Origin of the sequence: Segatella oulorum F0390, assembly GCF_000224615.1 — a bacterium.
Taxonomy (GTDB): Bacteria; Bacteroidota; Bacteroidia; order Bacteroidales; family Bacteroidaceae; genus Prevotella; species Prevotella oulorum.
Window position 1 is genome coordinate 25186 of record NZ_JH114215.1, and the last position, 24075, is coordinate 49260.

Here is a 24075-nt window from a genome sequence, read left to right on the forward strand (position 1 = left end):
TTCGGTTGTGAAAGTCCTCAAATGGTGACCGTTTCGGGGTATTCGGTTGTGAAAGTCCTCAAATGGTGACCGTTTCGGGGTATTCGGCTGTGAAAGTCCTCAAATGGTGACCGTTTCGGGGTATTCGGCTGTGAAAGTCCTCATCCGTTGACTTTTTTGGGGTATTCGGCTGTGAAAGTCCTCATCCGTTGACTTTTTTGGGGTATTCGGCTGTGAAAGTCCTCATCCGTTGACTTTTTTGGGGTATTCGGCTGTGAAAGTCCTCATCCGTTGACTTTTTTGGGGTATTCGGCTGTGAAAGTCCTCATCCGCTGACTTTTTTGGGGTATTCGGCTGTGAAAATTCGCATCCGGTCACCGTCTTGCGGATTGGTGTGTGGATAGCTCTACAACGCGCGAACGACGCGGATGCCTAATTGTGCACCACGTTTGCGCAGGTAGTCGGCCAGCAGTTGCTTGTCTTCCACCACACGTTTTTGCAGCAAACTGGCATTGAGCAGATGGAGTCCGTCCTTGTGCCACACGGCAATGCCCACGTGAGAAATGTCTAATCCCGGCTTGTTGGTGACCAATGCCAGGATGTCGCCGTCGTGGATTGCTTCGCGACAAACGGGCGTGTTGCTGATGGCTTGCGTGGGAATGTAGCGTGGCGTGAGGGCGTTCACCTTTTGCTCGCGTTGCGCAATGGGGCTAATCCACTCGGGATGTTGCACGAGCATGGGATATTTTTCGGCATGCGTGCTCATAAAATCTACTTTGATTTGCTGTTGCGCCGTGAAAGGGGGATTGGGCGTTTGCACCTCTTTCACGAGGCCAATGCGCTCGTTGTCGGCAATCCATTCTGAGAAATAGTGCAGCCGGTGCGTGTAGTGCACTTGATTGTCCTCATAACGAATCTTTTGTAAATAGTGGCAAAAGTCCTCAAAACGTTCTTGCCCGTGCTTGGCACAGCACGTGAGTGCCAAAACATTTTCAACGTATGTGGTGCAATCTAATTGGCGCAGGTTGATGACAAGGCGCTCGTTGGTGTGGATTTCCAATGTCTGTGCCACATAGGGCAGGCCTTTGAGTTGGCGTGCATAGAACAGCATGAAGTTGGTGTCGGCAGGTTGTTTGTGACCCAACTTGAGCAGATGCACCACGCGGAGGCTATCCGTCCGCGTATAACTGATGGATTGTGCATTGGCCGTTGCGCTCATGAGACAACACACGATGAGGAGTTTTAAACATTTCATACGCTTGGGGATTATAGTCGGACGATTTGCTTCACGCCCTTGACGGTTTTGAGCTTCTTGATGAGCAGGTTGAGCTTGCTGTTGTCTTCGATAAACAGCACCACGTTGCCACTGAAGAGCCCATCGTGGGAATCGATGTTGATGGAGCGCATGGTGAGCTTGTCTTCCTTGGAAATGATGTTGGTGATGTTGCTCACGATGCCGATATCGTCGTGCCCAATGATGCGCAGGGTGATGGCATATTGACTCGTACCCTTGCCACTCCATTTGGCTTTCACCATGCGATAGCCAAAACGTTTGCGCAGTTCGGGTGCGTTGGGGCAGGTGGTGCGGTGGATGGTGATGCCGCCACTCACGGTGACGAAGCCGAAAACATCATCGCCATAGATGGGATGGCAGCATTGCGCCAGCTTATAATCGATGCCTTTGAGGTTTTTATCAATCACGAGCACATCGCTGTTGTTTTGCAAAAGCTGCTCGTTAGGATTTTCATATTCAAAGTTTTCGGCACTCTCGGTGGGTTTGGTGTTGCTCTCGCCATTGCGCAATTCAAGATACTTCTCAATCACGGCATTGGCATCGAGCCGTTCGTCAGCAATGTCTTTATAAAAATCGGAGGTTTCTTTGTAGCCCATTTTCTTGATGAGCTGCGACATGAGGCTCTCTTCCACCTCGATTTTCTTGTTCTTAAAACGACGCTCCAACAGCTCTTTGGCATAGAGCCCCTCTTTGGCTTGCGTCTCTTTCAATGCGAGACGAATTTTCGCTTTCGCCTTGCTTGTCTTCACAATGTTGAGCCAATCGCGCTTGGGGCATTGATTGTTTTGAGTGAGCACCTCCACGGTGTCGCCCGAATGGAGCACCTCGCGGAAGCTCACATTCTTACCATTGATGCGCCCTCCCACGCAACTGCTGCCCACATTGGAATGAATGTGATAGGCAAAGTCGAGCAGCGTGGCACCCTTTGGAAACTTCAGTAGGTCGCCTTTTGGCGTGAACACATAAACCTCATCTTCGTAAAGGTCGAGCTTAAATTGGTCCATGAGCTGCAAATCGTCGTTGTTCTCTAACGCTGATCGGATGTTGGCCAACCATTCATCAACGCCGCCTTCGCTCTTCACGCCCTTATAACGCCAGTGCGCAGCCAAGCCATGTTCGGCAATTTCATCCATGCGTTCTGTGCGAATTTGCACTTCCACCCATTTGCTCTCAGGCCCCAAAACGGTGATGTGCAGGCTCTCATACCCATTGCTTTTGGGCACACTGAGCCAGTCGCGCAGCCGTTTTGGGTTGGGTTGATACATGTCGGTGATGATGGAATACACCTGCCAGCATTGCATTTTCTCTTTCTCCAACGGCGCATCTAAGATGATGCGGATGGCAAAAAGATCATAGATGCCTTCGAATTTGCAGTGCTGTTTTTTCATCTTTTGCCAAATGGAGTGGATGCTCTTGGTGCGCCCTTTCATGTGAAACGAGAGGCCTGCGGCTTTGAGTTTCGCTTCAATCGGGTCGATAAAGCGTTTGATGTAGGCATCGCGCGCAGCTTTCGTGGCGTTCAGCGAGTCTTTGATGGCGTAGTAAGCATCGTGCTCCAAATACTTCAGGCTGAGATCTTCGAGTTCGCTTTTCAGCTTGTACAATCCCAACTTGTGAGCAAGTGGCGCATAGAGATAGCTGGCTTCTTCGCTCACTTTCTGTTTGGCTTCCACGGCATTGGTGTCGCGAATTTGCCGCATGATGTTCACCCGGTCGGCAATCATGATGAGGATGACGCGCATGTCTTCAGAGAACGAGATGAGCAAGTTTCTGAAGTTCTCGCTCTCGATGATGGGATTCTTTTTGTAGAGTTCGTGGATTTTCACCAAACCATGGATGATGTGCGCCACGCCATCGCCATACTTTTGGCGAATATCCTCCAACGGCAGATGCCCGTCGATTACCAAAGTGAAGAGGATGGTGGCCAGCACACCATCGCGTTTCAGCCCAATTTCGTCGACAGCTATCTGTGCCGTGCGCAGCGATTGCAGCACAGGATTAAGCCCAAACACGTCGCGTTGGATTTTCCCGTCGGCAATCGCCTGTGTTAATTGCTCTCGCAACTGTGCCTCGTCGTTGGCATTGAGCGTCTCGCCAATAGTGCTTTTCAGTTGGCCGAGCAACTGCTTGGTTTCTTCTATTTCTTCGAGTGTAAATTCAATCTTTTCTTTCTTCATTGATGTTCCTTCCGCAATAAATCGTTCACAGTCTTCACGGGATTAAACGTTTCTAACGGCACCTCCACGAACATGGTGTTCCATTGGCTCATGGCGCCGTTCCAAAGGCCTGGCAATTCCAAGGCTTTCAATTCGCGCCCGTCTTTGCTCTTGTGGCTGATGAAACCTGTTTTTGCGTCGACATATTGGTGCAAATCGAAGGGGCGGCCTTGATAATCGCGCAAAGCACAAATCAAATCCACGGGGTTGAAATGCGTGCCTTGCTGGAACATGGTCACCGCTTCGGGGTTGTTGTCGTCGATTTGCGTGCGTTCTAAGATTTGCAAGCTCACGCTGCCATCGGCGTTATAGCATAGGAATGGGCCGCCACCGGGTTCGCCAACATTCCTCACCATGCCACAAACGCGCATCGGGCGGTTGAGTTTCTCGTGCAGATAGTGTGCCAAGGCCTTGTCGTCTAAGTTGGCGACGCCCTCCTTTTGGCAGCACAAAATCTGCTCTACAAAGCGCAGCATCTCGAGCAGTTCCGGCCGTGTGGGCACGCCTTTGTCTAATTCCCGCAAATAGGCGAAGGCCTGTTGCTGCTGTGTCACCAAATAGCCGGCCAAAAGTTGTTTGTAGAGGGTGGTGGGAGCTTTCAGCTTGTCGGGCACCACGTTATCGATGTTCTTAATAAACACGATGTCAGCTGCCAAGGCTTGCAGATTTTCGAGCAATGCACCATGCCCGCCGGGACGGAAGAAAAGTTTGCCATCGGCGGTTCGAAAGGGTGTGTTGTCTAACTGCACTGCGAGCGTGTCGGTGGCCAAACTTTGTTCCGAAAAGCTGATGTCATAGTGCATACCTAATTGCTTGCCGAATTGATGGGCTGCTTGTTCGGCTTCTTTTTGAAACAAATCGCGGTGTTGATGGCTCACCGTGAAATGTATTTTTGCATGCTTGCCACAAGCAGCATATTGTGCCGCTTCAACCAAGTGCTCGGCCAACGGAGTGCGTGCCCCATCGGCATAGCGATGAAACTGCAGCAAACCTTTCGGTAATGTGCCATAGTTTAGTCCCTTATTCAATAGCAAATTCTCGATAATTGCTTTGTGTTTTCCTGCCGCCATGAGCGCATCAATGTCTTGCCCTTCGTTTTTGATGCAGGCCGCATTGAGTGCATCGTAGAAAGCAAACTGCTTGATTTGGGCAAAGAATTGCTGCTCGTCGCTTGTTTGTGGCTGGGCATAGGAGGCCGAGAGAAAGGCGAAAAGCGTTTTAAACATGCGGCTGGCTGCACCGCTGGCCGGCACAAATTTCACGATGTCGTGTTGGCCTGCGCAGTAGTCTTGCCATTGCGAGAGATAGATTTCCATTGCCGCGCCATGCAGTTGCATAATTCCTTTGCCAATGGCTGCGGCAGCTTTGAGTTTTAAGAAGGGGAAACCCTGTTGAAAGTGTTGCAACTGTGCGTTGGCTAGCGCTTCGCTGATGCCCCGATGGGATAATTGCTGTTGATCTTGTTCTGTAAATGTCATAACCTCGTTTGCTTATATTTTAAAAGTAATGGTTGAATATTTTTATTGTTTTCTTTTGTTTTCTTGCCGTGCGGTTGCTGATTTTAAGCAACTGCGCAGATTGATTTGTATGCAAATGTACGAAAAAAAACTGATGCTCGCCGGCCTTTAAGCTTAATTAATGTTGTGACAAGCATCAGCTTTTGTTCATAGCGTCAGCGTCACAACATGGTCGATTGCCGTGGGTGCTTGGCCGAGATGCAGGGTGATGCCGTCGCCTGTCGGTGTGAATTTCAGAGCCTCTCCGGTGGCGAATGTCACAGCCCGTTTCACTTTTCGCCCACCGAGTGGAATGAAAAGGCTTTTGTCTGGGCAGTCGAGAATGTGGATAAAGAGTTGGTTGCCGCGCTGCGTGCTCACGCCCCAATCATGGGGTGCCACGAGTCCTCCGCGCGTGTTATAGATGGTTGTCCCATATTGTTTGAGCCATTCTCCGATGGCCTGGAGACGGTCGAGTGCCAAAGTGGGCAAGTCGCCATTGGGTTCAGGCCCGATGTTGAGCAGCAGATTGGCATTCTTTCCGGCCGCACGCACCAGCATTTGGATGAGTGCCTTGGGCGTTTTATAACGGTTGTCGGTGATGGAATAGCCCCAATGGTCGTTGATGGTTTGGCACGATTCCAAGGGCAGTTGCCCAATGCTTTGCCCCGAAAGTCCCGCTTTGTTTTCGCCCGGGAGGTCGCGCTCGAAAATCTGAATATCCTCGCCTGCATAGGGTGTTTGATGATGGTTGTTGCCGATGAGACATTGCGGTTGCAGCTGATGGATGAGCGCATATTGCTCGGGCAGTTGCCAATCGAAAGGCTTTGCGTCGCTGTCGTGGTCCCACCAGCCATCAAACCAGATGGCACCCACAGGCCCATAGTGCGTGAGCAGTTCGGTGAGCTGCGTGTTCATAAACCGATAATAGCTGGGCCAGTTGGCTTTTGTCTTGTCGCGTCCCGTGCCATTGCCCGTGCGGCCTTGAGGATAATCCTCGCGTCCCCAGTCTAAATGCGAATAATAAAGGTGGAGCTTCACGCCATATCGCGCACAGGCCTCGGCCAATTCTTTGATGATGTCGCGCTTGAACGGCGTTCCGTCCACGCTGTTATAAGTGCTGGTGGCGGTCTTGAAGAGCGAAAATCCATCGTGATGGCGCGTGGTGATGGTGATATATTTTGCGCCACCGTCGCGGATAGCCTTCACCCATGCGTCGGCATTGAAGCGCGAGGGATAGAAAGCCTGCGCCAACTTGGCATATTCCCGGCAGTCGATGTCCTCATTGTGCATCACCCATTCGCCTCGGGCGAGCATGGAATAGAGTCCCCAGTGGAGGAAGATGCCAAACTTCTCGTCTTGAAATTGTTCGCGTGCTTTGCGATTTTCAACCGTGGGTTGATAGGCTGTTTGTGCCCAGCCTGTGTGGCTCAGCCATAGCAGGGTTAAAAGGAAAAATACTTTTTTCATTGCGTTATTTATTGGTTGTTGTAGATTGATTGCAACGTTGCTTCGTTTAAGCGCAGCCCTTCAATGGCGCAGGCCAATGGGGTGGGGCTTGGATTGCCGTGTGTAAAGGTAGTAAAAGTTGGGTAGGAAACCAATCTTTGGCACCAATATTTTGTCTTGCGGGCTTAGTTTTGTTGCTTGCAGTCGGCCTGCACGCACTAAAATCTTTGTTTTGATGCTTGCAGTTCAACTGCGAGCGTAAAAAATTTTGTTTTGCTCCTTGCAGCCCAACTGCAAATACATTCCTTAACAGTTTGGCGCTTGCAGTGCTCCTGTAAATACATTCCTTAACAGTTTGGTGCTTGCAGTGTTCCTGCAAATACATTCCTTAACAGTTTATCGCTTGCAGCGTCACTGCAAGCGTATTCCCGAACGTTTTGGCATTTGCATAAGCTATGCAAGCACTGTTTTTTGCGTTTTGGCGTTTGCATAAGCTATGCAAGCATTAAAATTTTTATTTTGGCGTTTGCATAAGCTATGCAAGCATTAAAATTTTTGTTTTGGCATTTGCATAAGCTATGCAAGCATTAAAATTTTTGTTTTGGCATTTGCATAGGCTATGCAAGCATTAAAATTTTTGTTTTGGCGTTTGCATAGGCTATGCAAGCATTGTTTTTTGATGAAATCAGGCTTATGTGCGCCGCTGGTGGCTCGTTTTTACAGTAGTTTCAGCCTTACGAGCTCGATTTTTGTGAGCGTGCTCTTCACGATTTTAAATTGGAAGTGCTCGATGGTAATCACCTCGTTGAGTTTTGGGAAACTTTGGTAGTGGTGCAGAATAAATCCGCCGACGGTCTTGTATTCCTCGCTTTCGGGCAGGTTGAGGCCCAGCATTTCGTTGACTTTGTCAATCTCTAAGCGCGCCGACAGCAGGTATTCGCCGTCGCCCACGGGCTTGGCAATGTATTTATTGCTGTCGTGCTCGTCTTCAATGTCGCCGAAAATCTCTTCCACAATATCTTCCAAAGCCACGATGCCGCTGGTGCCACCAAATTCGTCAACCACTACGCCGAGGCTCTTTTTGCTTTGCAGAAAACGCTTCATGAGCTTTTGTGCCGTCATCGTTTCGGGCACAAAGGGCATGGTTCGGATGGACTGATGCCAGTCGTCGCCGGTATTTTTAAACATTTCGGAGGAGTGCACATAGCCCTCGATGTGGTCTATATCCTCGCGGTAGACAATGATTTTGCTGTTGCCGCTTTCCACAAACTTCTGCATCAGTTCGTCCTTGGGGCAGTTCATCTCCACGGCATTAATCTCGGTGCGTGGCACCATGCAGTCGCGCACTTTGGTTTCCGAAAATTCCAATGCGTTCTGAAAAATCTTCACTTCGTCTTCAATCTCTTCGCCTTCTTTGGCGTTGCTGATGCTGGTGTTCACCAAATAGTCGAGGTCAACCTTGGAGAACTCTTCGTCGCCCACTTCTTTTTCAATGCGGATGCCGATGATGCGGAGTAGCATTTTTGAAAGTGAGGTGGCTACGCGGCTCACGGGCCAGAGCACAATGTAAAACAAGAATGCCAATGGCGAGAACACAGTCATGAGCCGATTGGGGTTACGGCGGAAGAGCGTTTTGGGCAGAAACTCGCCCGTGAAGAGCATGATGATGGTCGAGATGATGGTGTCGGCCGGCACGGTGACGGTGGGCGAGAGGCCTTGAAAAATGGTGTTATCGAAGAAACGTGCGATGAGAATGCCATAGACAACGAGCACCGCATTGTTGCCCACCAACATGGTGCTCACAAAGTCGTTGCCTTGCCGATAGAAAAAGTTGACGAGGTGATTGGCTATGCCATTTTTCTCTTTGTCCATCTCAAACAGCATGCGGTTGCTTGTGACAAATGCCATTTCCATGCCCGAGAAGAAAGCCGATAGCACCATGGTGACCACGATGCCGATGATTAATGAAATATCTACAGCGTCATTCATCTTTGTTGTTCAATCTTAATGCATCAACGGAATGTAGGTGTTGCGGCGCTGGGGTATGGCCAAAGGGTGCATGCTGCGCATCATCGAGTCTTGCATCCTACGTGCCGAATCGCTCTCAACCGTACCTGTTTCGCTGGGTGAGCCATCTAAATCGCTACGTACAAACGAACCTTTCGTGTTGAAAACATAATATTTTGTCATCTTTTCATCGCTGCGGAAATAGGCTCCTTGCAAGGTGCGTTCGGGCGTAACCAAGCGCGAAAAGACGTGCGAATAGAGTTCGTGTCGGTTCTCGTCCCAAAACAACTGGTTGCTTGAGAAGCGCAAACCATCCTTCGTGAGAATGCGCACGCGCGATCGTAGCTCCCACAATTTCAGTTGGTCATAATAGTAGGCCGTGTCGCATTGAATATAGGCTTGCACGTGAAATTTTTCATCAAACTGCTGCAAGAAGATGCCTTTGTTGAAAAGCCAGCGCGAGGGATTGAGGTTGGTGTTCACATCCCATTGCTCGGTTACAATGCGATATTTCGCTATGCCCGAATCCGATATGAGCGTGTTCACACCATAGCTCACCATGACAGCCACCGAATCGCGTGCATGAATGGCCGGCGCCGTGTGTTCGTGCTGGTCTTCACAAGCCAGCAACAACATTGCCGTTAGCCATAGAATGCTGAAAATCTTGCTTTTCATTCGCCGAAATCGTTGCTGCGACACGGGGGCGTCGAGGAGCTTATTTAAACTTCCATTTCGCAAACCACTGCTCGTTGAAAGTCAAACCCAACGTGAGGCGGAAGGTGTTTTCTTTCAACAAATTTGTAGCTTCGCGACGCACCCACGCTGCACTGATGTTGAGTGCCGTGCGATTTTCAATGGAGTTGACGATGGGAATGCCTACTCCGGCACTCACACTATATTCCTTTGGGCCATCCACCCCGTTCACCTTATAATAAGGAGTCACATAGGATGCTCCTAAACAATAGCGCAAACGGTCGGTGAAGCGGTGCCCATATTCGTTCTTGCAAAACTCTCCACCCACAGTAAACTTGTGGCGGTCTTGATAAACATCGTTGCGCAACGTGTATTGTTGCACATGATTCACCACCTGATAGTCGGCATAGCCCACCTTATTATATTGCATCAACGTGTAGTCAGCACCCACACGCCATGTGTTGTTATGCTCGTACATCAAACCGACTCCATACATGGTGGGCAGCTTAAACGCATCTTGAATGGTCAGTGTCTCTGTGCTTGAGACACCCGTTTGGGCATTTTTTGAAATCACTTCGCATGTGGCATCAGCACCTAATTTGTGGCTCAAACCGTATGTTACCCCCAAGGTCAGCGCATCCTTCTTCGAGAATTCGGCCGTATATTGTGCACCGAAATCCACTTTATAGTTGTTGATGGATGCCGAATAATATTTTGATAGCGTGTTAATCGAAGCGTCACTATACGAATTAATCACGGAGCGGGTGATGTTTCCCCACAAGTATCCGACGTTTGCACCCACCGAAAGATTGCGCACCGGCGACCAACCTACACCCAAATACACCGTGTGCAGGCCGCCACTACCGGCATAAGTGTCGGTGGCTGTTTGGCGAATGGGCGAAGTAATCGCGTTCAAATTGCGGGTATAAGCATAGTTGTAGCCGATGGTTGTGAGTGGAACAACGCCAAAACTGATACCGGCATGCTTGGCAATGCGAAAACCTGCCGTGGCATAGTCAAACACTGCATTCTTTGCATTGCGCGAAACGCCATTTGCTTTAAAATTGGTAAGTTGCCCCGAAACGCCCACATCGAAAATAAACGACAGAGAATCCAATGCGGCATAAGATGCGGGGTTGCCCGCGTTCACTTGGTTATGGGTGTGAAATCCCAATCCCAAACCATTCATACCACGGTTAAATCCTGTTCCTTCGTCGGCGATTAAGCCCATGCCATATTGACTATATGGAGAGTTTGTCCCACTTTGTGCCCACAGCATTGATGTGGGGAAAGCCAGGAAAACCACACTGAGTATTTGTTTCTTCATTTTAAAAAGTAATTGCGTGCAAATTTATTAAAAAAATGAGAAACACTTGTATCATAACTCAGAAATATAAGCTATTTTTGCATTGTGATACGGTTTCAAGAAACATTCAAAGCGAGTATATTGCTTTTTTTATTGTCTTTAACATCCATCGTTAAAGCTGCTGAAACGCCAGATGCAATCTATGGCGATTCGCTTCAAATCAGTTTGCTCACCTGTGGCCCAGGGAAGGAGGTTTATTCGCTCTATGGTCACACGGCCATTCGCTTTCATGATGTGCGCAATCAGCAAGACTTGGTCATTAATTATGGCATGTTTTCATTCGCACAAAAGAATTTTATTTTGCGTTTTATCTTCGGACTCACCGATTATGAAATGGGCATCATCCCCTTTGATGCCTTTATGAAAGAGTATAAGCGCGAGCATCGGTGGGTGATTGAGCAGGTGCTCAACCTCTCGCCGGCCGATAAACGCAGCATAGCCATGGCTATTGATGCCAACTATTTGCCCGAGAACAGGGTGTATCGCTATAATTATTTCTATGATAATTGCACCACACGTGCGCGCGATTTGTTGGCGAATAGTATTCAGGGAACGGTCGTTTATAAAAGCACGCCCAACACACAAACCACATTTCGCAGCGAAATTCATCAATGGAACCGGCAACAGTTGTGGGCAAGGTTTGGAAATGACTTGCTGTTAGGCATCGGAGCCGATCAAAACCTCACGCCCGAAGCACAGCAATTCTTGCCCGATTCGCTTCGAAAGGATTTCCAAACCGCCATCATCCGCTATCAGAATGGAAAAGAGCGTCCGTTGGTTGCTGCCACGCATGCCCTTTATTGGCCGCAAGAAAAAACGGTGGCTTTCTCGCTGACAAGTTTTCTTTGCTCTCCATTTGCCTTCATCGCTTTGCTTTTTCTTATCACAATGAGTGTGTGGCTGTTGCGGAAACGTGTGCCAAAATCTTATTTCTGGGTGGTGCAAGCCGTGCGTTTGCTGACCGGTTTGTGTGGCATTCTGCTCACGATGATGCTCTTCAGTCAGCATCCCACCGTGCGTCTCAATCTGCAAATCCTCTTCCTCAATCCGCTTAATCTGCTTTTCTTTGTCCCAAAATTGCGGCAAAGCAAGCGTTTTAACCAAGTGATGGCAGGGTGTTATGTCTTGGCTTGCGTGGGTGCTCTTTTTCAAACCTATGCCGAGAACGTTTTCCTTGTGGCATTCATTTTGCTCTTTATTCAAGTCGCAACGATGAAAGAAAGTAACATTATCCCACGAACGCAGCATGGTCAATAAATATCTTGCCCTTCTCATTGCCGCATTAACGACGGCTGAGGTGCAGGCTTCAACGCTTGTGCCACGCTTAATCGTCAATATTAATATTGATGAATGGCACGGCGAGTATTTCGATTCTTTCCTTCCTTTATTTCAGGAAGACGGACTAAAGAAGCTGTCTCGTGAAGGGTATGTGTTCGATGTGGCTTCGGCACCTTTCGATTTTGTCAATGCTCCTGCAGCCATTACAACGATTGCTACGGGCACCACGCCTTTCTATCATGGCATCATTGGCGCGCAATGGCTCGATCGTTCCACCTTGCACCCCATGCGTTGCACCGAGGATAAGCGTTACACTTATGCGCCTTCTAACGTGAAATGTTCAACCGTTGGCGACGAATTGAAAATCGTCACCCATGGAAAAAGTATCGTTTATAGTCTTGCTGCCCATGCCGATTATGCCATTTTGTCAGCCGGGCATACGGCTGACAATGCCATTTGGTATGATAAACGCTATAGAAGATGGAACACAACAACCTATTATGGTGCTTCACCTCAGTGGCTCAACACGCCGCTTGCGCCGTCGACTATCACCAATGTCGACATCGGAAACAAGGCCATCGACATCGTCAACCAAGAGCGAATGGGCAAGGATGACATCCCCGATTTGCTCTCTATCACGCTCTCTGCGGCTTTGGATGATAACGAATCGTTGCGGCAACAAGACCAGGCCGAACAGCTGATTTATCAGCAAATCGACCAAACCATTGCGAAACTCGTTACGAGCATCGAACAGTCAGTGGGCAAGGCGCATGTGCTTTTTGTCATCACCGGCACCGGAACGAGCGACGAAAGCGAAAACGATTACAGTCTTTATCGTGTGCCTACGGGCAATTTCTATATCAATCGCACGGCCAAACTGCTCAATGTTTATCTGAGTGCACTCTATGGACAGGGTACTTATGTTGATGCAACCTGGGGCAATCAGATTTATTTAGACCGCAAAACCATTGATCAAAAGCATCTTCGTTTGCAAGATGTGTTGGTGCAGAGCCAAAGTCTTTTGTTTCAAACTGCGGGTGTGAGCGATGTCTATACGTGTGAGCAATTATTTGCAAACAATGCCGCTGTCTCTCGTGTGCGCAATGCTTTCCATCCCAATCTCAGTGGCGATTTGGTGATAAAGGTTGCACCGGGATGGAAAATGATTAACGAAGACTCGCAAGAAAGCTATACAAGTCGTGCAGCGGTGGCCCATTTCCCCATCATTTTCTATGGCAATGGTGTGACGCAAACACACGATTTCACCCCCATAACCACCGATTATATTGCCCCAACGCTCTGTAAAAGCATCCGCATCAGAGCGCCCAATGCTTGCGCAACGAGTCCGCTTTTCTAATCCAAGAATGGTGCTGTAACGCCCTGATTGCCAGCTATGCAAACAAGGGGCGTGGTTAAAACAAAAGAGGTTAGAAAAGGGTTGCGTTGTAAAGTGTTGCATTTTGTGTCATTATTCCATAGAGATTGGTTGCAAAAACAGCCCACTTTGCGTCATGATTTGATAGGAATTAATCTCCCCATTTACTGACATTGACAACGCAACATCGCAGGATAAGTCCGTCATGCCCATGAAGTTTCAATCAAATTGCATGAAGGTTTCAATTAAAAGTGTTACTTTTGCACCACTATTCAATAAAAAAATAACAATATAAGATAAAATGAATTTCAATAAAATTCTTAAGTCGCTTTTTGGAGATAAGTCCACACGCGACATGAAACTGATACAACCCCTCGTAGAAGAGGTGAAAAAAGTGTATCCCGAGATACAGCAGTTGAGCAACGATGCGTTGCGTGCAAAAACCAAAGAGCTGCAACAATATGTTCGGAAGGCTGCCGAAGAGCAAAATAAACAGATTGAAGCACTCAAAGAAGAGGTGGAGAAGACACCTATCGACCAGCGTGAAGAAATCTTTAATCACATCGATAAGTTAGAGAAAGAGGTGCTCGACCGTTATGAAGTAGCACTCAATGAGGTAATGCCAACCGCATTCAGCATCATCAAAGATACGGCACGTCGCTTTGCCGAGAACGATGAAGTGGTGGTTGAGGCAACCGATTTCGACCGTGAGTTGGCTGCCAATCCCGCCAACGATTTTATTACGATTGATGGCGACAAGGCCATTTACCACAATGAATGGACAGCCGGTGGAAACAAAATCAAGTGGAACATGGTGCACTATGATGTGCAACTGTTTGGTGGTATTGCACTCCACCAGGGAAAAATCGCCGAGATGGCCACGGGTGAAGGTAAGACTTTGGTGGCAACGCTGCCGGTATTCCTCAACGCTTTAACCGGAAACGGTGTGCACATGGTCACGGTTAACGACTATTTGGCTAAGCGTGACTCGGAGTGGATGGGCCCACTTTATATGTTTAACGGCCTTTCCGTGGATTGCATCGATAAGCATCAGCCCAACTCTGAAGCGCGAAGAAAAGCCTATCGTGCGGATATTACTTTCGGAACAAACAATGAGTTTGGTTTCGATTACTTGCGCGATAACATGGCTTTAAACCCAGCCGACTTGGTACAACGCAAGCACAACTATGCCATTGTCGACGAGGTCGACTCGGTGTTGATTGACGATGCCCGCACACCTTTAATTATATCGGGGCCTATTCCGAAAGGCGATGACCAGATGTTCGAAGAGTATCAGCCCTTAGTTGAGAAGCTCTATGAGGTGCAACGCAAACAGGCTACGGAACTTTTAGCTGAAGCAAAGCAGAAAATTACCGAGGGACAAAGCAAAAATGACAAAAAGATTTTGGATGAAGGTTTCTTGGCTTTGTATCGCTCTTATAAAGCTTTGCCAAAGAATAAACCGCTCATTAAGTATCTTTCTGAAGATGGAATTAAGGCTGGAATGTTGGCTACTGAAGAGGCTTATATGGCTAACAACAACCGAGAAATGCCAAAAGCCATCGAGCCTTTGTACTTCGTTGTCGACGAAAAGCTCAACAGTGCCGACTTAACCGATAAGGGAGCGGCTTGGTTAGCAGGTCAAACCGGGCAGGAAGATCTTTTTGTGTTGCCCGACATCACAACTGAACTCTCGGAGTTGGAGCAGCAAAAGAATCTCTCGGAAGAGGAGAAAATAAACAAGAAAGACCAGCTCATGGCGCACTATGGCGTGCAGAGTGAGCGCGTGCATACCTTGCAACAACTGCTCAAAGCCTACACCATGTTCAACAAAGATGATGAATATGTGGTGATAGAGGGTGAGGTAAAGATTGTTGATGAGCAAACAGGTCGTATCATGGAAGGCCGTCGTTGGAGTGACGGATTGCATCAAGCCATTGAAGCAAAAGAGCATGTTAAGGTGGAAGCCGCTACACAAACCTTCGCAACCATCACGCTTCAGAACTACTTCCGCATGTATCATAAGCTGTCAGGTATGACCGGTACGGCAAGCACTGAGGCAGGAGAGTTCTGGGATATCTATAAACTTGATGTCGTAGAGATACCGACCAACCGTCCCATTGCGCGTCATGATTTAGACGATCGCGTTTATAAAACGGCACGAGAAAAGTATGCTGCCGTCATCGATGAGATTGAAACGATGCGCAATGCAGGTCGCCCGGTGCTTGTAGGTACGACATCTGTCGAGATTAGTGAGTTGCTTAGCAAGATGCTTAAGATGCGAAAGATTCCACACAATGTGCTCAATGCGAAGCAACACCAGCACGAAGCCCACATCGTTGCCGAAGCTGGTAAGTCGGAAAATGGTTTGGGTGCTGTGACGATTGCCACCAACATGGCCGGTCGTGGTACTGATATTAAGCTTACAGATGAAGTGAAAGCGGCCGGAGGTTTGGCTATTATCGGTACCGAACGCCATGAAAGCCGTCGCGTAGACCGTCAGCTTCGTGGTCGTGCTGGCCGTCAAGGTGACCCAGGATCATCCGTGTTCTATGTCTCACTTGAAGACAAACTTATGCGTCTTTTCGCCTCAGAACGCATAGCAAAGATTATGGATCGCTTAGGTTTCGAGGATGGAGAACGTATCGAAAGCCCCATGATTTCACGCAGTATTGAGCGTGCACAGAAGAAAGTTGAGGAGAACAACTTCGGTATTCGTAAGCACTTGCTCGAATATGACGACGTGATGAACAAGCAACGCACGGTGATTTATGAGAAACGCCGTCACGCTTTGATGGGCGAACGCATTGGTATGGACATCACAAATGTGATTTGGGACCGCGTGTTTAATATTATTGATAAGAACGATTACCAAGGTGCCAAGGAGGACTTCCTTAAGGTGTTGGCCATGGAATTGCCCTGCACGCAGGACGAATTCGAGAATGGTAACCACGAAGAAATCAAAGAACGCGCCTTCGAAGCGGCTATGGATTCGTTTAAACGCCACACCGATCGCATTCAAAGCGATGCCTATCCTGTCATTAAACGCGTGCAGGAAGAGCAGGGAGCAATGTATGAACGCATCCTTGTTCCTATCACCGATGGCAAGGGCATCTATCAAATTCCGGCCAATTTGCAGGAGGCTTACAACACAGAAGCAGCCAGCGTGGTGAAGGAATTCGAGAAAACTGTCATGCTTCGCATCATTGATGAGAGTTGGAAAGAGAACCTTCGGCAGCTCGATGAGTTGCGTCATAGTGTGCAAAATGCATCTTATGAGCAGAAAGATCCGCTGCTTATCTTCAAATTGGAGAGCGTAAAGCTGTGGGATAACATGATTGATGAGATGTATAGTCGCATGGCCAGCGTGCTTATGCGCTGTCAAATACCTGTTGTTCAAGAGGTACAAGAGGCCGCACCCGAGCAACATGCACAGCGGTATCAGGAGCAAAAGGTTAATCTTGACGACGAACGCGATCGCCAGTTGCAGCGGAAAGCCATGCAACATGATACGCGTGAGGGAGCAAATCAGCGGAACCACACGCCTTATGTGGCTGAACACACCCCGCGTCCCAACGATCCTTGTCCTTGCGGAAGCGGCAAGAAGTTTAAGAATTGTCACGGCAGGAATTTGTAATTTCAATTTAAATTCGATTTACTTTCGGTGCTCATCGCCTCCTTTTGGTGGACGATGAGCACCTTTTTTCGGGTGTGTTTGCCAGCCCTTCCCGCCGTCATTCTTGTGCATCAAACTACGTTTCAACAGGTCACTCCTATAACATTTTGCTGTGCTCCCATCGCTTATGATAAGCATTATCGCACTAAAAAATCAGGAATTTATTTGGCTGTTCCTTAAAAAAAATATACCTTTGCACACGCAATTCGCAACATGCCAACCCCATGTATTTGTAAATGCACCCTTAGCTCAGTTGGTAGAGCAACTGACTCTTAATCAGTGGGTCTAGGGTTCGAATCCCTAAGGGTGTACAAACAGCGGCGGTTTTTGCGGCATTTGCATGCACCCTTAGCTCAGTTGGTAGAGCAACTGACTCTTAATCAGTGGGTCTAGGGTTCGAATCCCTAAGGGTGTACTTCTCAATTCATCGAAAGTGCTTTTGCCATATCGTGGCAGAAGCACTTTTTTTTGATGCTGTAACATGCCGTGGGAGGCACTCAAAATGAGGCGCACCAGCCAGCAAATGTCTACGCAGGCCACTTTTTTTCGTTTTAGTCCATTGGCAGAGCCTCTTCCGGCAACCAATGATAAATTACAAATCTTGCAAAGATTTGCATTCTTTGTTCTCCAAGGTGAATACAAAAAGATATTTAAGAAAGGCAAATTATGTGAGGGGGTTGCAGAGGTTTCAATCTTGTTCAAGACGCCACTTCTTCTCTATCCTCCCTCGCAGAAGCAAAACAGAAACAATGCTTATAAAAGAGAAATGCTAAACGGCCAGGAATAAGCCATTTAGCATCTTAAGATGTGCGCCTGATAGGACTCGAACCTACACGGCATAACCACTAGATCCTAAGTCTAGCGCGTCTACCAATTTCGCCACAAGCGCCTTTATACGTTGCAAAGTTACAATTTAATTTTTAACCAAGCAAAATATACTGTTCCTATTTTCCTTGCTCTATACAATGAAAAATCTGAAAGAATCTGTGTTCCCCATATACAATTCAAGATAGAAAAATATATTTTCTTCTTCTATTTTTCTCGGATTGCAGTCGGCGGCTCTCCTAATTGTGCCTGCACATAACGACTGAAATGGGCAGGAGAAGAGAAGTTAAACATTTCACTCACTTCAACCACTGACAATCGTTCACTGCGAAGCTGTTGATGGATAGCTAATTTAACAAAATGATTGATCCAATAGTTTGCTGTTCGCCCTGTCACCATTCGGCAGACAGCTGACAGATGTTTGCTCGTAACAAACAATTTATCGGCATAATAAGACACTTCACGATGTTGTTTATATTCGCCGCTTTTCAACATTTCCATAAAGGCCGTTACGAGATGAGAAGAGCGCACTGACACATGGGATGAGCCATAAATGCGATTTTGGACATCGAAAATATCCAACAGAAAAAGAAGACAACAGGTGCTGAGCACATCTTTCTGAAAGTGATGTTCATGATCATCGCTCCGCTCAATGATAACGTGCATGTCATCTGTTGCACGCTCAAACTCCTTTTGATTGAGTTGCAAGGCCGGATTGGCTGTAAGTAACAATTCACTCCGAACATCGAAATTAACATCGGGAGTGGATTTCTCAACAAATGGAAAATGAATATAAAGCACTAAGACATCAAATGCTATATCAGTCTTTATATGCTGCATGAGTTGCTGTTCGCGAATAACTAAAAGGTCATTTGCTTTAATCTCAAACTGTACTGTGTTGTAGGTAAACGTGCAACACCCCGCTTTACACAATGCATATACTGCATAGTCTTTCAACTCTTCATTTCCAATCCTATTGAAATTAGAATCAGCGACAACTGTGTGATTGCTCATAGTGAAAAAACTTATAACTCTTTAAGAGCGTATTAATGTATATCGCAAAATTACAAAAAGAATTTTCACTATCTGTAATGATTTTTGAATTTCTTCTTTTTTTATTCAAAAAGCGTTCTTGCGTATTCTATAAGTGTATCTTTTCCATGCAAGAAGTCACTTAGTTGCAAGCCTATTTGTGTATCGGGCATAATCCCAAACTCGGTTGTTCGTTTATCTTTATCAAACACTGGACAGGCAGAGAAGCGAATACTCCAACCATTCGGAAGCTCACTGCTGAAAGGGAGTCCAGAACCACCACCAGTTTTGTCACCAATTACATGCACTTTAGGACAGCATTTCATACATTTTACGAACTCATTTGCGGCACTATACACGCCACGATTGGTAAGAATAACGACCGGCTTTTGCCAACGTATGCCCCGACTGGGCTTTAACCATTGTTCCTGTAGTGCAGAAAAGTCATCATGTCGGCGGCCCGTTTTATGCTGCATATAGCCCACAAGCAGCGGCTCATTGGTGAAACGCGCTGCCAACTGCTCTGCACTTGAGATGAGCCCACCAGGATTACTCCGCACGTCAATAATCAATCCGCGCGCAGGAAGGAAATAGGAAAAAATCTGATCTAAGTTGCCTTCGCCTAACGCTTGATTGAAGGTTGCACAGCGAAGATAGCCCACATTGTCGTCTAACAGACAATAACGCAGGCCACTGGCCATACGGAAATTACGCCCCAAATATCGCGTTATAAGCGTATCATACATGTTGGCTGGATAGTTTTCATGCCACGACCAATTGCGTGCGACATCAAAACTTGAATACAGATTAACATGTCCGTCACGCAATTCTGCAAGCATGTTACCCAACACTTCAAAGAGCTGCGCCTCGGTCATTTGTGCATTAATCTGCCGTTGGTAGCGTGCATGCACTTCATTCCAATCTAACCCATATTCTTGTTGCTTGATGGTTAAAAAGCAATAGTGCTCGTCGATGATGTGCCATAAGGCTTCAAAATTGCCTTGTGGATTATCGGCATAAGTATCTTCCTTCACGCAACTATTCAGCAAAACGACAGAAAGTAGCGCGAACAAACCTAAATAGAAAAAATGTTTTGTGTTCATCGGTTGACTTTAGTTAACTTGAAGGTTTTCACAATGCCCACCAAAAGCGTGTGCGTGTAGCTATGCCGCTTCAGCTCATTGACATGCGATTGCAGGTATTCGCCTTGATAACCTATGCAGCAAGTGGCGCGGAACAGCGGGAAATCAAAGGTTAACCGGTGCGTCAAAGACGGTGCATTACCGGGATAAGTAGGCACAATGTTGTGGTCATAGTTGCCTTTCGAGAAGATTTCATAATAGGCCTGTCCATAATTTGGTGAGAACATCAGCCCCGCAACAGGCACGCCTAACGCATAACGAAGACAACACTTTCGCTGACTATTCCGGTGGAACGGATTAGGGAAGAGATATTCAACCGCAGCCGTGGGGAGCACACTCAACGAGAAATAGGCCTGCGCAGGATTGTTGCTGTTGCGGGTGTTGTAGAGAAAGCCCAAAGCCAACTCAATATTGCCTCCTGCTTCTAAGCGCAGCTCTTGTCGTCCCCATTGCCACGATTGGCAAGCATAATGCCAACCATATTGAAAGCGATAGTTCCCCGTCAACTCCTTTCCGCTACCCGAACGCGTGTCGACATAGGCAATGTTGCCTTGATGAACAATCTCCTGCAACATGCGCTTACCCTCACGCTTGCGCAACGTGTGACTGATATAGCGAATGTCTGTCCCGTGATATTCCTCAGGACTCAAATAGGTGTCTAAGATATTGGTGGTACCAACTCCCACCATACGACTATTAGTTGTGATGCGTTGCGGAATGGACTGGCCATCGGTTTGGGCATGCAACGCAAGACTGTTGACGCTCAAAACACCACACACAACAAGTGCCCCGAGCCACTTAGGTTTCTTCGTTTGTATCATTTGTGAAAAGGTTTAACTGTCCAGTCATCTCATCAATCACCTGCTGTTGGCTCTTACCAGCATCGGGATCTAAATTTTCATCTGCCGCCGTTTCTGCTCCATCGGGCTCATCTTCCTCGTTGTTCTCGGGGAAACGAAGCGGCTCTAACTCTTGCACGCTGGCCACGTCCCATGTTGAAAGACGCTTACCTTTGGCTTTAAAACTCTTCTGTCCGATGAAACTTTCGGCATCAATCTCTTCCTTCGGGCGCACGGCATCGGCTCCACCAAAGGTCACTTCCAAGCGCGGATAGACCGTGTCGGTGAGCAATAGCAGTTGGCTTTCGGCATTTTCGCCCACGAAATTCTGTTCCTTTTTCGTGGCATCCATCGTGAAGCGTTTCACATAGGTGTAGCCTTGATTATCGGCATCGCGCAACACCGCCGTCCACACCTTCTCGCTATCCCATTTCTCCAAACGCATGATGTTGTCGGGATAGTGGTTGTTAGCATCGAAAGTCGTGAGATAGAAGTCGGCATTGTCTAAAACCACCAAGATGCGGTCATCATCATAGAACTCGCCCAAGAAGCGACCATGCTCTTCGTAGTTGATGCGTTTCACGTCGGCATCATACCACACCTTGCGCCCACCCAACGTAGAATGACCATGACTCTTCAGGCCGATGCGATGAATGCTCTGCTTGGTGAGCAGATTACCTTTGGCCGCACGCCCCTTGATGAGAATATCTTTAAAGTCGCGTTCCAAGAAAATGTTCTGTCGTTTTTTCTTGGGATCAACATCCAACGTAATCTTAATGCGCTCGGCCTCACCATTGGGATTGGCCGTGAAATAAACCACCTTCGAACCTGGAGTACCCAGTGTCAAGTCGTATTCGCGGTCGCGCGTCATGGCCGTCACGTTGAAACGCTTCATATAGTAAAAGCCTTGTTTGCCATCGCGATAAACCACATTATAGATGGTGCGTTTGTCGTTTTTCTTGAACACCTGCAACCAAATGATACCTTTGCCCACAAAAATCTTGTCGGCCACCTTCAACACCTTATATTTTCCGTCGCGATAGAAGATAATCACATCGTCAATATCCGAACAGTTGCACACAAACTCATCCTTCTTCAACCCCGTTCCGATGAAGCCTTCTTGGCGATTGATGTAGAGCTTTTGATTGGCCTCCACCACTTTGGTGCTGTCGATGGTGTCGAAACTGCGGATTTCGGTGCGACGCGGATGCGCCTTGCCGTATTTCTCTAAGATGAAGTTAAACCATTTAATGGTGACGTCGGTCATGTGGTTGAGGTCGTTTTCAATCTCAGCCACCTCAGCTTTGATGCGCGCAATGAGCTCGTCGGCCTTGTCTTTGTTGAACTTCAAGATGCGTTGCATTTTGATTTCCATGAGCCGCAGAATATCATCGCGCGTCACTTCGCGAATGAATTCGGGCTTAAACGGCGTGAGTTTTTCGTCGACAAAAGCAATGGCCTCATCCATCGTGTCGGCCGTTTCGAATTTCTTTTCTTTATAGATGCGCTGCTCAATAAAGATGCGTTCCAAACTGGCGAAAAAGAGTTGCTCGAGCAGTTCGCCACGCCGAATTTGCAGTTCCTTGCGCAACAGACCCATGGTGCTGTCCACACTGTGGCGCAACACATCGCTCACCGTGAGGAAACAAGGTTTGTTGTCTTCAATCACACAGCAGTTGGGCGAAATATTAATCTCGCAATCGCTGAAAGCATAGAGCGCATCGATGGTTTTATCGGGTGACACGCCTGGTGCCAAATGCACCTGAATTTCCACCTCGGCCGCCGTGTTGTCGTCCACACGTTTGGCTTTAATTTTGCCCTTGTCAACGGCTTTTAGAATGCTGTCGATAAGCGTCGTGGTGGTTTTGCTGAACGGAATTTCGCGGATGACGAGCGTCTTGCTATCCAACTTTTCAATCTTTGCCCTCACCTTCAGCACACCGCCGCGCTGCCCATCGTTATATTTGCTCACGTCGATGGCACCGCCTGTGGGAAAATCGGGATAGAGAGCAAACGTCTCGCCACGCAGATAGTGGATGGCGGCCTCGCAAATCTCCGTCAGATTGTGAGGCAGCAGCTTGCTGCTCAAGCCCACAGCAATGCCTTCTGCACCCTGCGCCAACAGCAAAGGAAACTTCACAGGCAGCGTGATGGGCTCCTTATTGCGCCCGTCATAGCTCAGTTGCCAATCGGTGGTTTTGGCATTAAACACCACATCTAACGCGAATTTCGACAACCGCGCCTCAATATAACGTGGCGCCGCAGCACGGTCGCCCGTCAGGATGTTGCCCCAGTTGCCCTGACAATCGATGAGCAAATCCTTCTGCCCCATCTGCACCAGCGCATCGCCTATCGACGCATCGCCGTGAGGATGGAACTGCATCGTGTGCCCCACAATGTTGGCCACCTTATTATATCGTCCGTCATCCATGCGCTTCATCGAGTGCAAAATGCGGCGCTGCACAGGCTTCAACCCGTCCTCAATGTGCGGAACGGCACGCTCCAAAATCACATAGCTGGCATAGTCTAAGAACCAGTTCTTATACATACCACTCAAATGGTGCACGGCCGAAGCATCAAACTTGTCGGCTGGTGTATAGTCAGAATGGGTGTCGGTAGTGAGTGTTTCGTCCTCGAGGTTGAGGTCCTTATCTTTTATCTCGTCGTCCATGTGGAAATAATTTTTTTGGAATGCTATTTTTGCGATAGCCACAAAATTAGCAAAAAATGGTTATTCAGCCAAACAAAACCTTGTTTTTCGCCCGCAAAAGCTGACGTAAAGCCCGCTGAGAACACAGCTGCTAACCCCACCACACATCGGGGGCGGAAATGCATCGCGCACTCCCACCCCCATTACTTAAAATAAAAAAGTGTGTGTATCGTCATGATTTGGGCGTCACCGTGGCGTCGCCCTGACCTTTTCCGCTGGGCTTCCTATCATCGGACTTTCCGAAATGCGCACCGTTGCTCACGGCCACCAGATTTAAAAAATCAATTTCCATCTTGTTTAATTTAATTTTAATTGTGAGAAGACCTCTCTTTGTGGTAGAATATCTCTTCGAGTTTTATTGTTTCGTTTCAATTTACTTTCGCTCGTCATCGTTTTTGCGAGACGTTTGCTAAGTTGTTAGCAAGTCTCGAATTTATTTTCTGACGTTTGCTAAGTCGTTAGCAAGTCCCAAATTATTTTTTTGACGTTTGCTAAGTCGTTAGCAAGTCCCAAATTATTTTTCTGACGTTTGCTAAGTCGTTAGCAAGTCCCAAATTATTTTTTTGACGTTTGCTAAGTCATTAGCAAGTCTCGAATTTATTTTCTGACGTTTGCTAAGTTGTTAGCAAGTCTCGAATTTATTTTCTGACGTTTGCTAAGTCGTTAGCAAGTCCCAAATTATTTTGACGTTTGCTAAG

Annotated in this window: 14 protein-coding genes and 3 tRNA genes; 5 read left to right on the plus strand and 12 right to left on the minus strand. The window is 47.6% G+C overall.

The window, feature by feature from the left end:
* Window positions 1-385: 385 nt before the first annotated feature.
* The 7 genes from HMPREF9431_RS00100 to HMPREF9431_RS00135 form a co-directional block, all read right to left on the minus strand.
* Window positions 386-1234 carry an N-acetylmuramoyl-L-alanine amidase-like domain-containing protein gene (locus HMPREF9431_RS00100; RefSeq protein ID WP_004378984.1) on the minus strand — a complete coding sequence of 283 codons (849 nt, stop codon included), beginning with the start codon at window positions 1232-1234 and terminating at the stop codon, window positions 386-388.
* 11 nt (window positions 1235-1245) lie between these two features.
* Window positions 1246-3450 carry a RelA/SpoT family protein gene (locus HMPREF9431_RS00105; protein ID WP_004378985.1) on the minus strand — a complete coding sequence of 735 codons (2205 nt, stop codon included), beginning with the start codon at window positions 3448-3450 and terminating at the stop codon, window positions 1246-1248.
* Entirely contained in the window at window positions 3447-4967 is a 1521-nt protein-coding gene (locus tag HMPREF9431_RS00110; RefSeq protein ID WP_004378986.1) for a DUF4301 family protein, read from the minus strand. The genes HMPREF9431_RS00105 and HMPREF9431_RS00110 overlap by 4 nt, the downstream gene beginning before the upstream one ends.
* 186 nt (window positions 4968-5153) lie before the next feature.
* Entirely contained in the window at window positions 5154-6455 is a 1302-nt protein-coding gene (locus HMPREF9431_RS00115; RefSeq protein WP_004378987.1) for an alpha-L-fucosidase, read from the minus strand.
* A gap of 696 nt (window positions 6456-7151) precedes the next feature.
* Window positions 7152-8423, minus strand: a complete 1272-nt coding sequence (locus HMPREF9431_RS00125; protein ID WP_004378988.1) for a hemolysin family protein — start codon at window positions 8421-8423, stop codon at window positions 7152-7154.
* Between the two features lie 15 nt (window positions 8424-8438).
* Complete coding sequence (locus tag HMPREF9431_RS00130) at window positions 8439-9077, minus strand: LptA/OstA family protein (RefSeq protein ID WP_004378989.1); 639 nt, start codon at window positions 9075-9077, stop codon at window positions 8439-8441.
* Between the two features lie 79 nt (window positions 9078-9156).
* A complete protein-coding gene (locus HMPREF9431_RS00135; RefSeq protein ID WP_004378990.1) occupies window positions 9157-10461 on the minus strand; it encodes a hypothetical protein in 1305 nt (434 codons plus the stop codon).
* Window positions 10462-10593: 132 nt separating this feature from the next.
* On the opposite strand from HMPREF9431_RS00135, the gene HMPREF9431_RS00140 reads away from it, so the two are divergent.
* The 5 genes from HMPREF9431_RS00140 to HMPREF9431_RS00160 all read left to right on the plus strand — a co-directional run bounded on the left by HMPREF9431_RS00140 (window position 10594) and on the right by HMPREF9431_RS00160 (window position 17244).
* Entirely contained in the window at window positions 10594-11757 is a 1164-nt protein-coding gene (locus HMPREF9431_RS00140; protein ID WP_231287664.1) for an Lnb N-terminal periplasmic domain-containing protein, read from the plus strand.
* Entirely contained in the window at window positions 11747-13135 is a 1389-nt protein-coding gene (locus tag HMPREF9431_RS00145; protein WP_004378992.1) for an alkaline phosphatase family protein, read from the plus strand. The genes HMPREF9431_RS00140 and HMPREF9431_RS00145 overlap by 11 nt, the downstream gene beginning before the upstream one ends.
* Before the next feature lie 319 nt (window positions 13136-13454).
* Window positions 13455-16790: a preprotein translocase subunit SecA gene (gene secA / locus HMPREF9431_RS00150; protein ID WP_004378993.1), complete on the plus strand. Its 3336-nt coding sequence runs from the start codon at window positions 13455-13457 to the stop codon at window positions 16788-16790.
* Between the two features lie 277 nt (window positions 16791-17067).
* A tRNA-Lys gene (locus HMPREF9431_RS00155) sits at window positions 17068-17140 on the plus strand.
* Between the two features lie 31 nt (window positions 17141-17171).
* Window positions 17172-17244: transfer RNA gene (locus tag HMPREF9431_RS00160), tRNA-Lys, on the plus strand.
* Between the two features lie 393 nt (window positions 17245-17637).
* Here HMPREF9431_RS00160 and HMPREF9431_RS00170 read toward each other — a convergent pair.
* The 5 genes from HMPREF9431_RS00170 to HMPREF9431_RS00190 all read right to left on the minus strand — a co-directional run bounded on the left by HMPREF9431_RS00170 (window position 17638) and on the right by HMPREF9431_RS00190 (window position 23338).
* A tRNA-Leu gene (locus HMPREF9431_RS00170) sits at window positions 17638-17718 on the minus strand.
* A gap of 143 nt (window positions 17719-17861) precedes the next feature.
* Complete coding sequence (locus HMPREF9431_RS00175; protein ID WP_004378995.1) at window positions 17862-18668, minus strand: AraC family transcriptional regulator; 807 nt, start codon at window positions 18666-18668, stop codon at window positions 17862-17864.
* Window positions 18669-18769: 101 nt separating this feature from the next.
* Window positions 18770-19789, minus strand: a complete 1020-nt coding sequence (locus tag HMPREF9431_RS00180; RefSeq protein ID WP_004378996.1) for a S41 family peptidase — start codon at window positions 19787-19789, stop codon at window positions 18770-18772.
* Window positions 19786-20649, minus strand: coding sequence for a DUF3316 domain-containing protein (locus HMPREF9431_RS00185; RefSeq protein WP_004378997.1), 864 nt, complete (start codon window positions 20647-20649; stop codon window positions 19786-19788). The genes HMPREF9431_RS00180 and HMPREF9431_RS00185 overlap by 4 nt, the downstream gene beginning before the upstream one ends.
* Entirely contained in the window at window positions 20627-23338 is a 2712-nt protein-coding gene (locus HMPREF9431_RS00190; protein ID WP_004378998.1) for a DNA gyrase/topoisomerase IV subunit A, read from the minus strand. The genes HMPREF9431_RS00185 and HMPREF9431_RS00190 overlap by 23 nt, the downstream gene beginning before the upstream one ends.
* Window positions 23339-24075 lie beyond the last annotated feature (737 nt).

Coding starts and splice junctions, on each gene's coding strand:
- HMPREF9431_RS00145 (WP_004378992.1), top strand. CDS start 11,747: ATGGTCAATAAATATCTTGCCCTTCTCATTGCCGCATTAACGACGGCT.
- HMPREF9431_RS00110 (WP_004378986.1), bottom strand. CDS start 4,967: ATGACATTTACAGAACAAGATCAACAGCAATTATCCCATCGGGGCATC.
- HMPREF9431_RS00105 (WP_004378985.1), bottom strand. CDS start 3,450: ATGAAGAAAGAAAAGATTGAATTTACACTCGAAGAAATAGAAGAAACC.
- HMPREF9431_RS00180 (WP_004378996.1), bottom strand. CDS start 19,789: ATGAACACAAAACATTTTTTCTATTTAGGTTTGTTCGCGCTACTTTCT.
- HMPREF9431_RS00190 (WP_004378998.1), bottom strand. CDS start 23,338: ATGGACGACGAGATAAAAGATAAGGACCTCAACCTCGAGGACGAAACA.
- HMPREF9431_RS00135 (WP_004378990.1), bottom strand. CDS start 10,461: ATGAAGAAACAAATACTCAGTGTGGTTTTCCTGGCTTTCCCCACATCA.
- HMPREF9431_RS00125 (WP_004378988.1), bottom strand. CDS start 8,423: ATGAATGACGCTGTAGATATTTCATTAATCATCGGCATCGTGGTCACC.
- HMPREF9431_RS00100 (WP_004378984.1), bottom strand. CDS start 1,234: ATGAAATGTTTAAAACTCCTCATCGTGTGTTGTCTCATGAGCGCAACG.
- HMPREF9431_RS00175 (WP_004378995.1), bottom strand. CDS start 18,668: ATGAGCAATCACACAGTTGTCGCTGATTCTAATTTCAATAGGATTGGA.
- HMPREF9431_RS00130 (WP_004378989.1), bottom strand. CDS start 9,077: ATGTTGTTGCTGGCTTGTGAAGACCAGCACGAACACACGGCGCCGGCC.
- HMPREF9431_RS00115 (WP_004378987.1), bottom strand. CDS start 6,455: ATGAAAAAAGTATTTTTCCTTTTAACCCTGCTATGGCTGAGCCACACA.
- HMPREF9431_RS00185 (WP_004378997.1), bottom strand. CDS start 20,649: ATGATACAAACGAAGAAACCTAAGTGGCTCGGGGCACTTGTTGTGTGT.
- secA (WP_004378993.1), top strand. CDS start 13,455: ATGAATTTCAATAAAATTCTTAAGTCGCTTTTTGGAGATAAGTCCACA.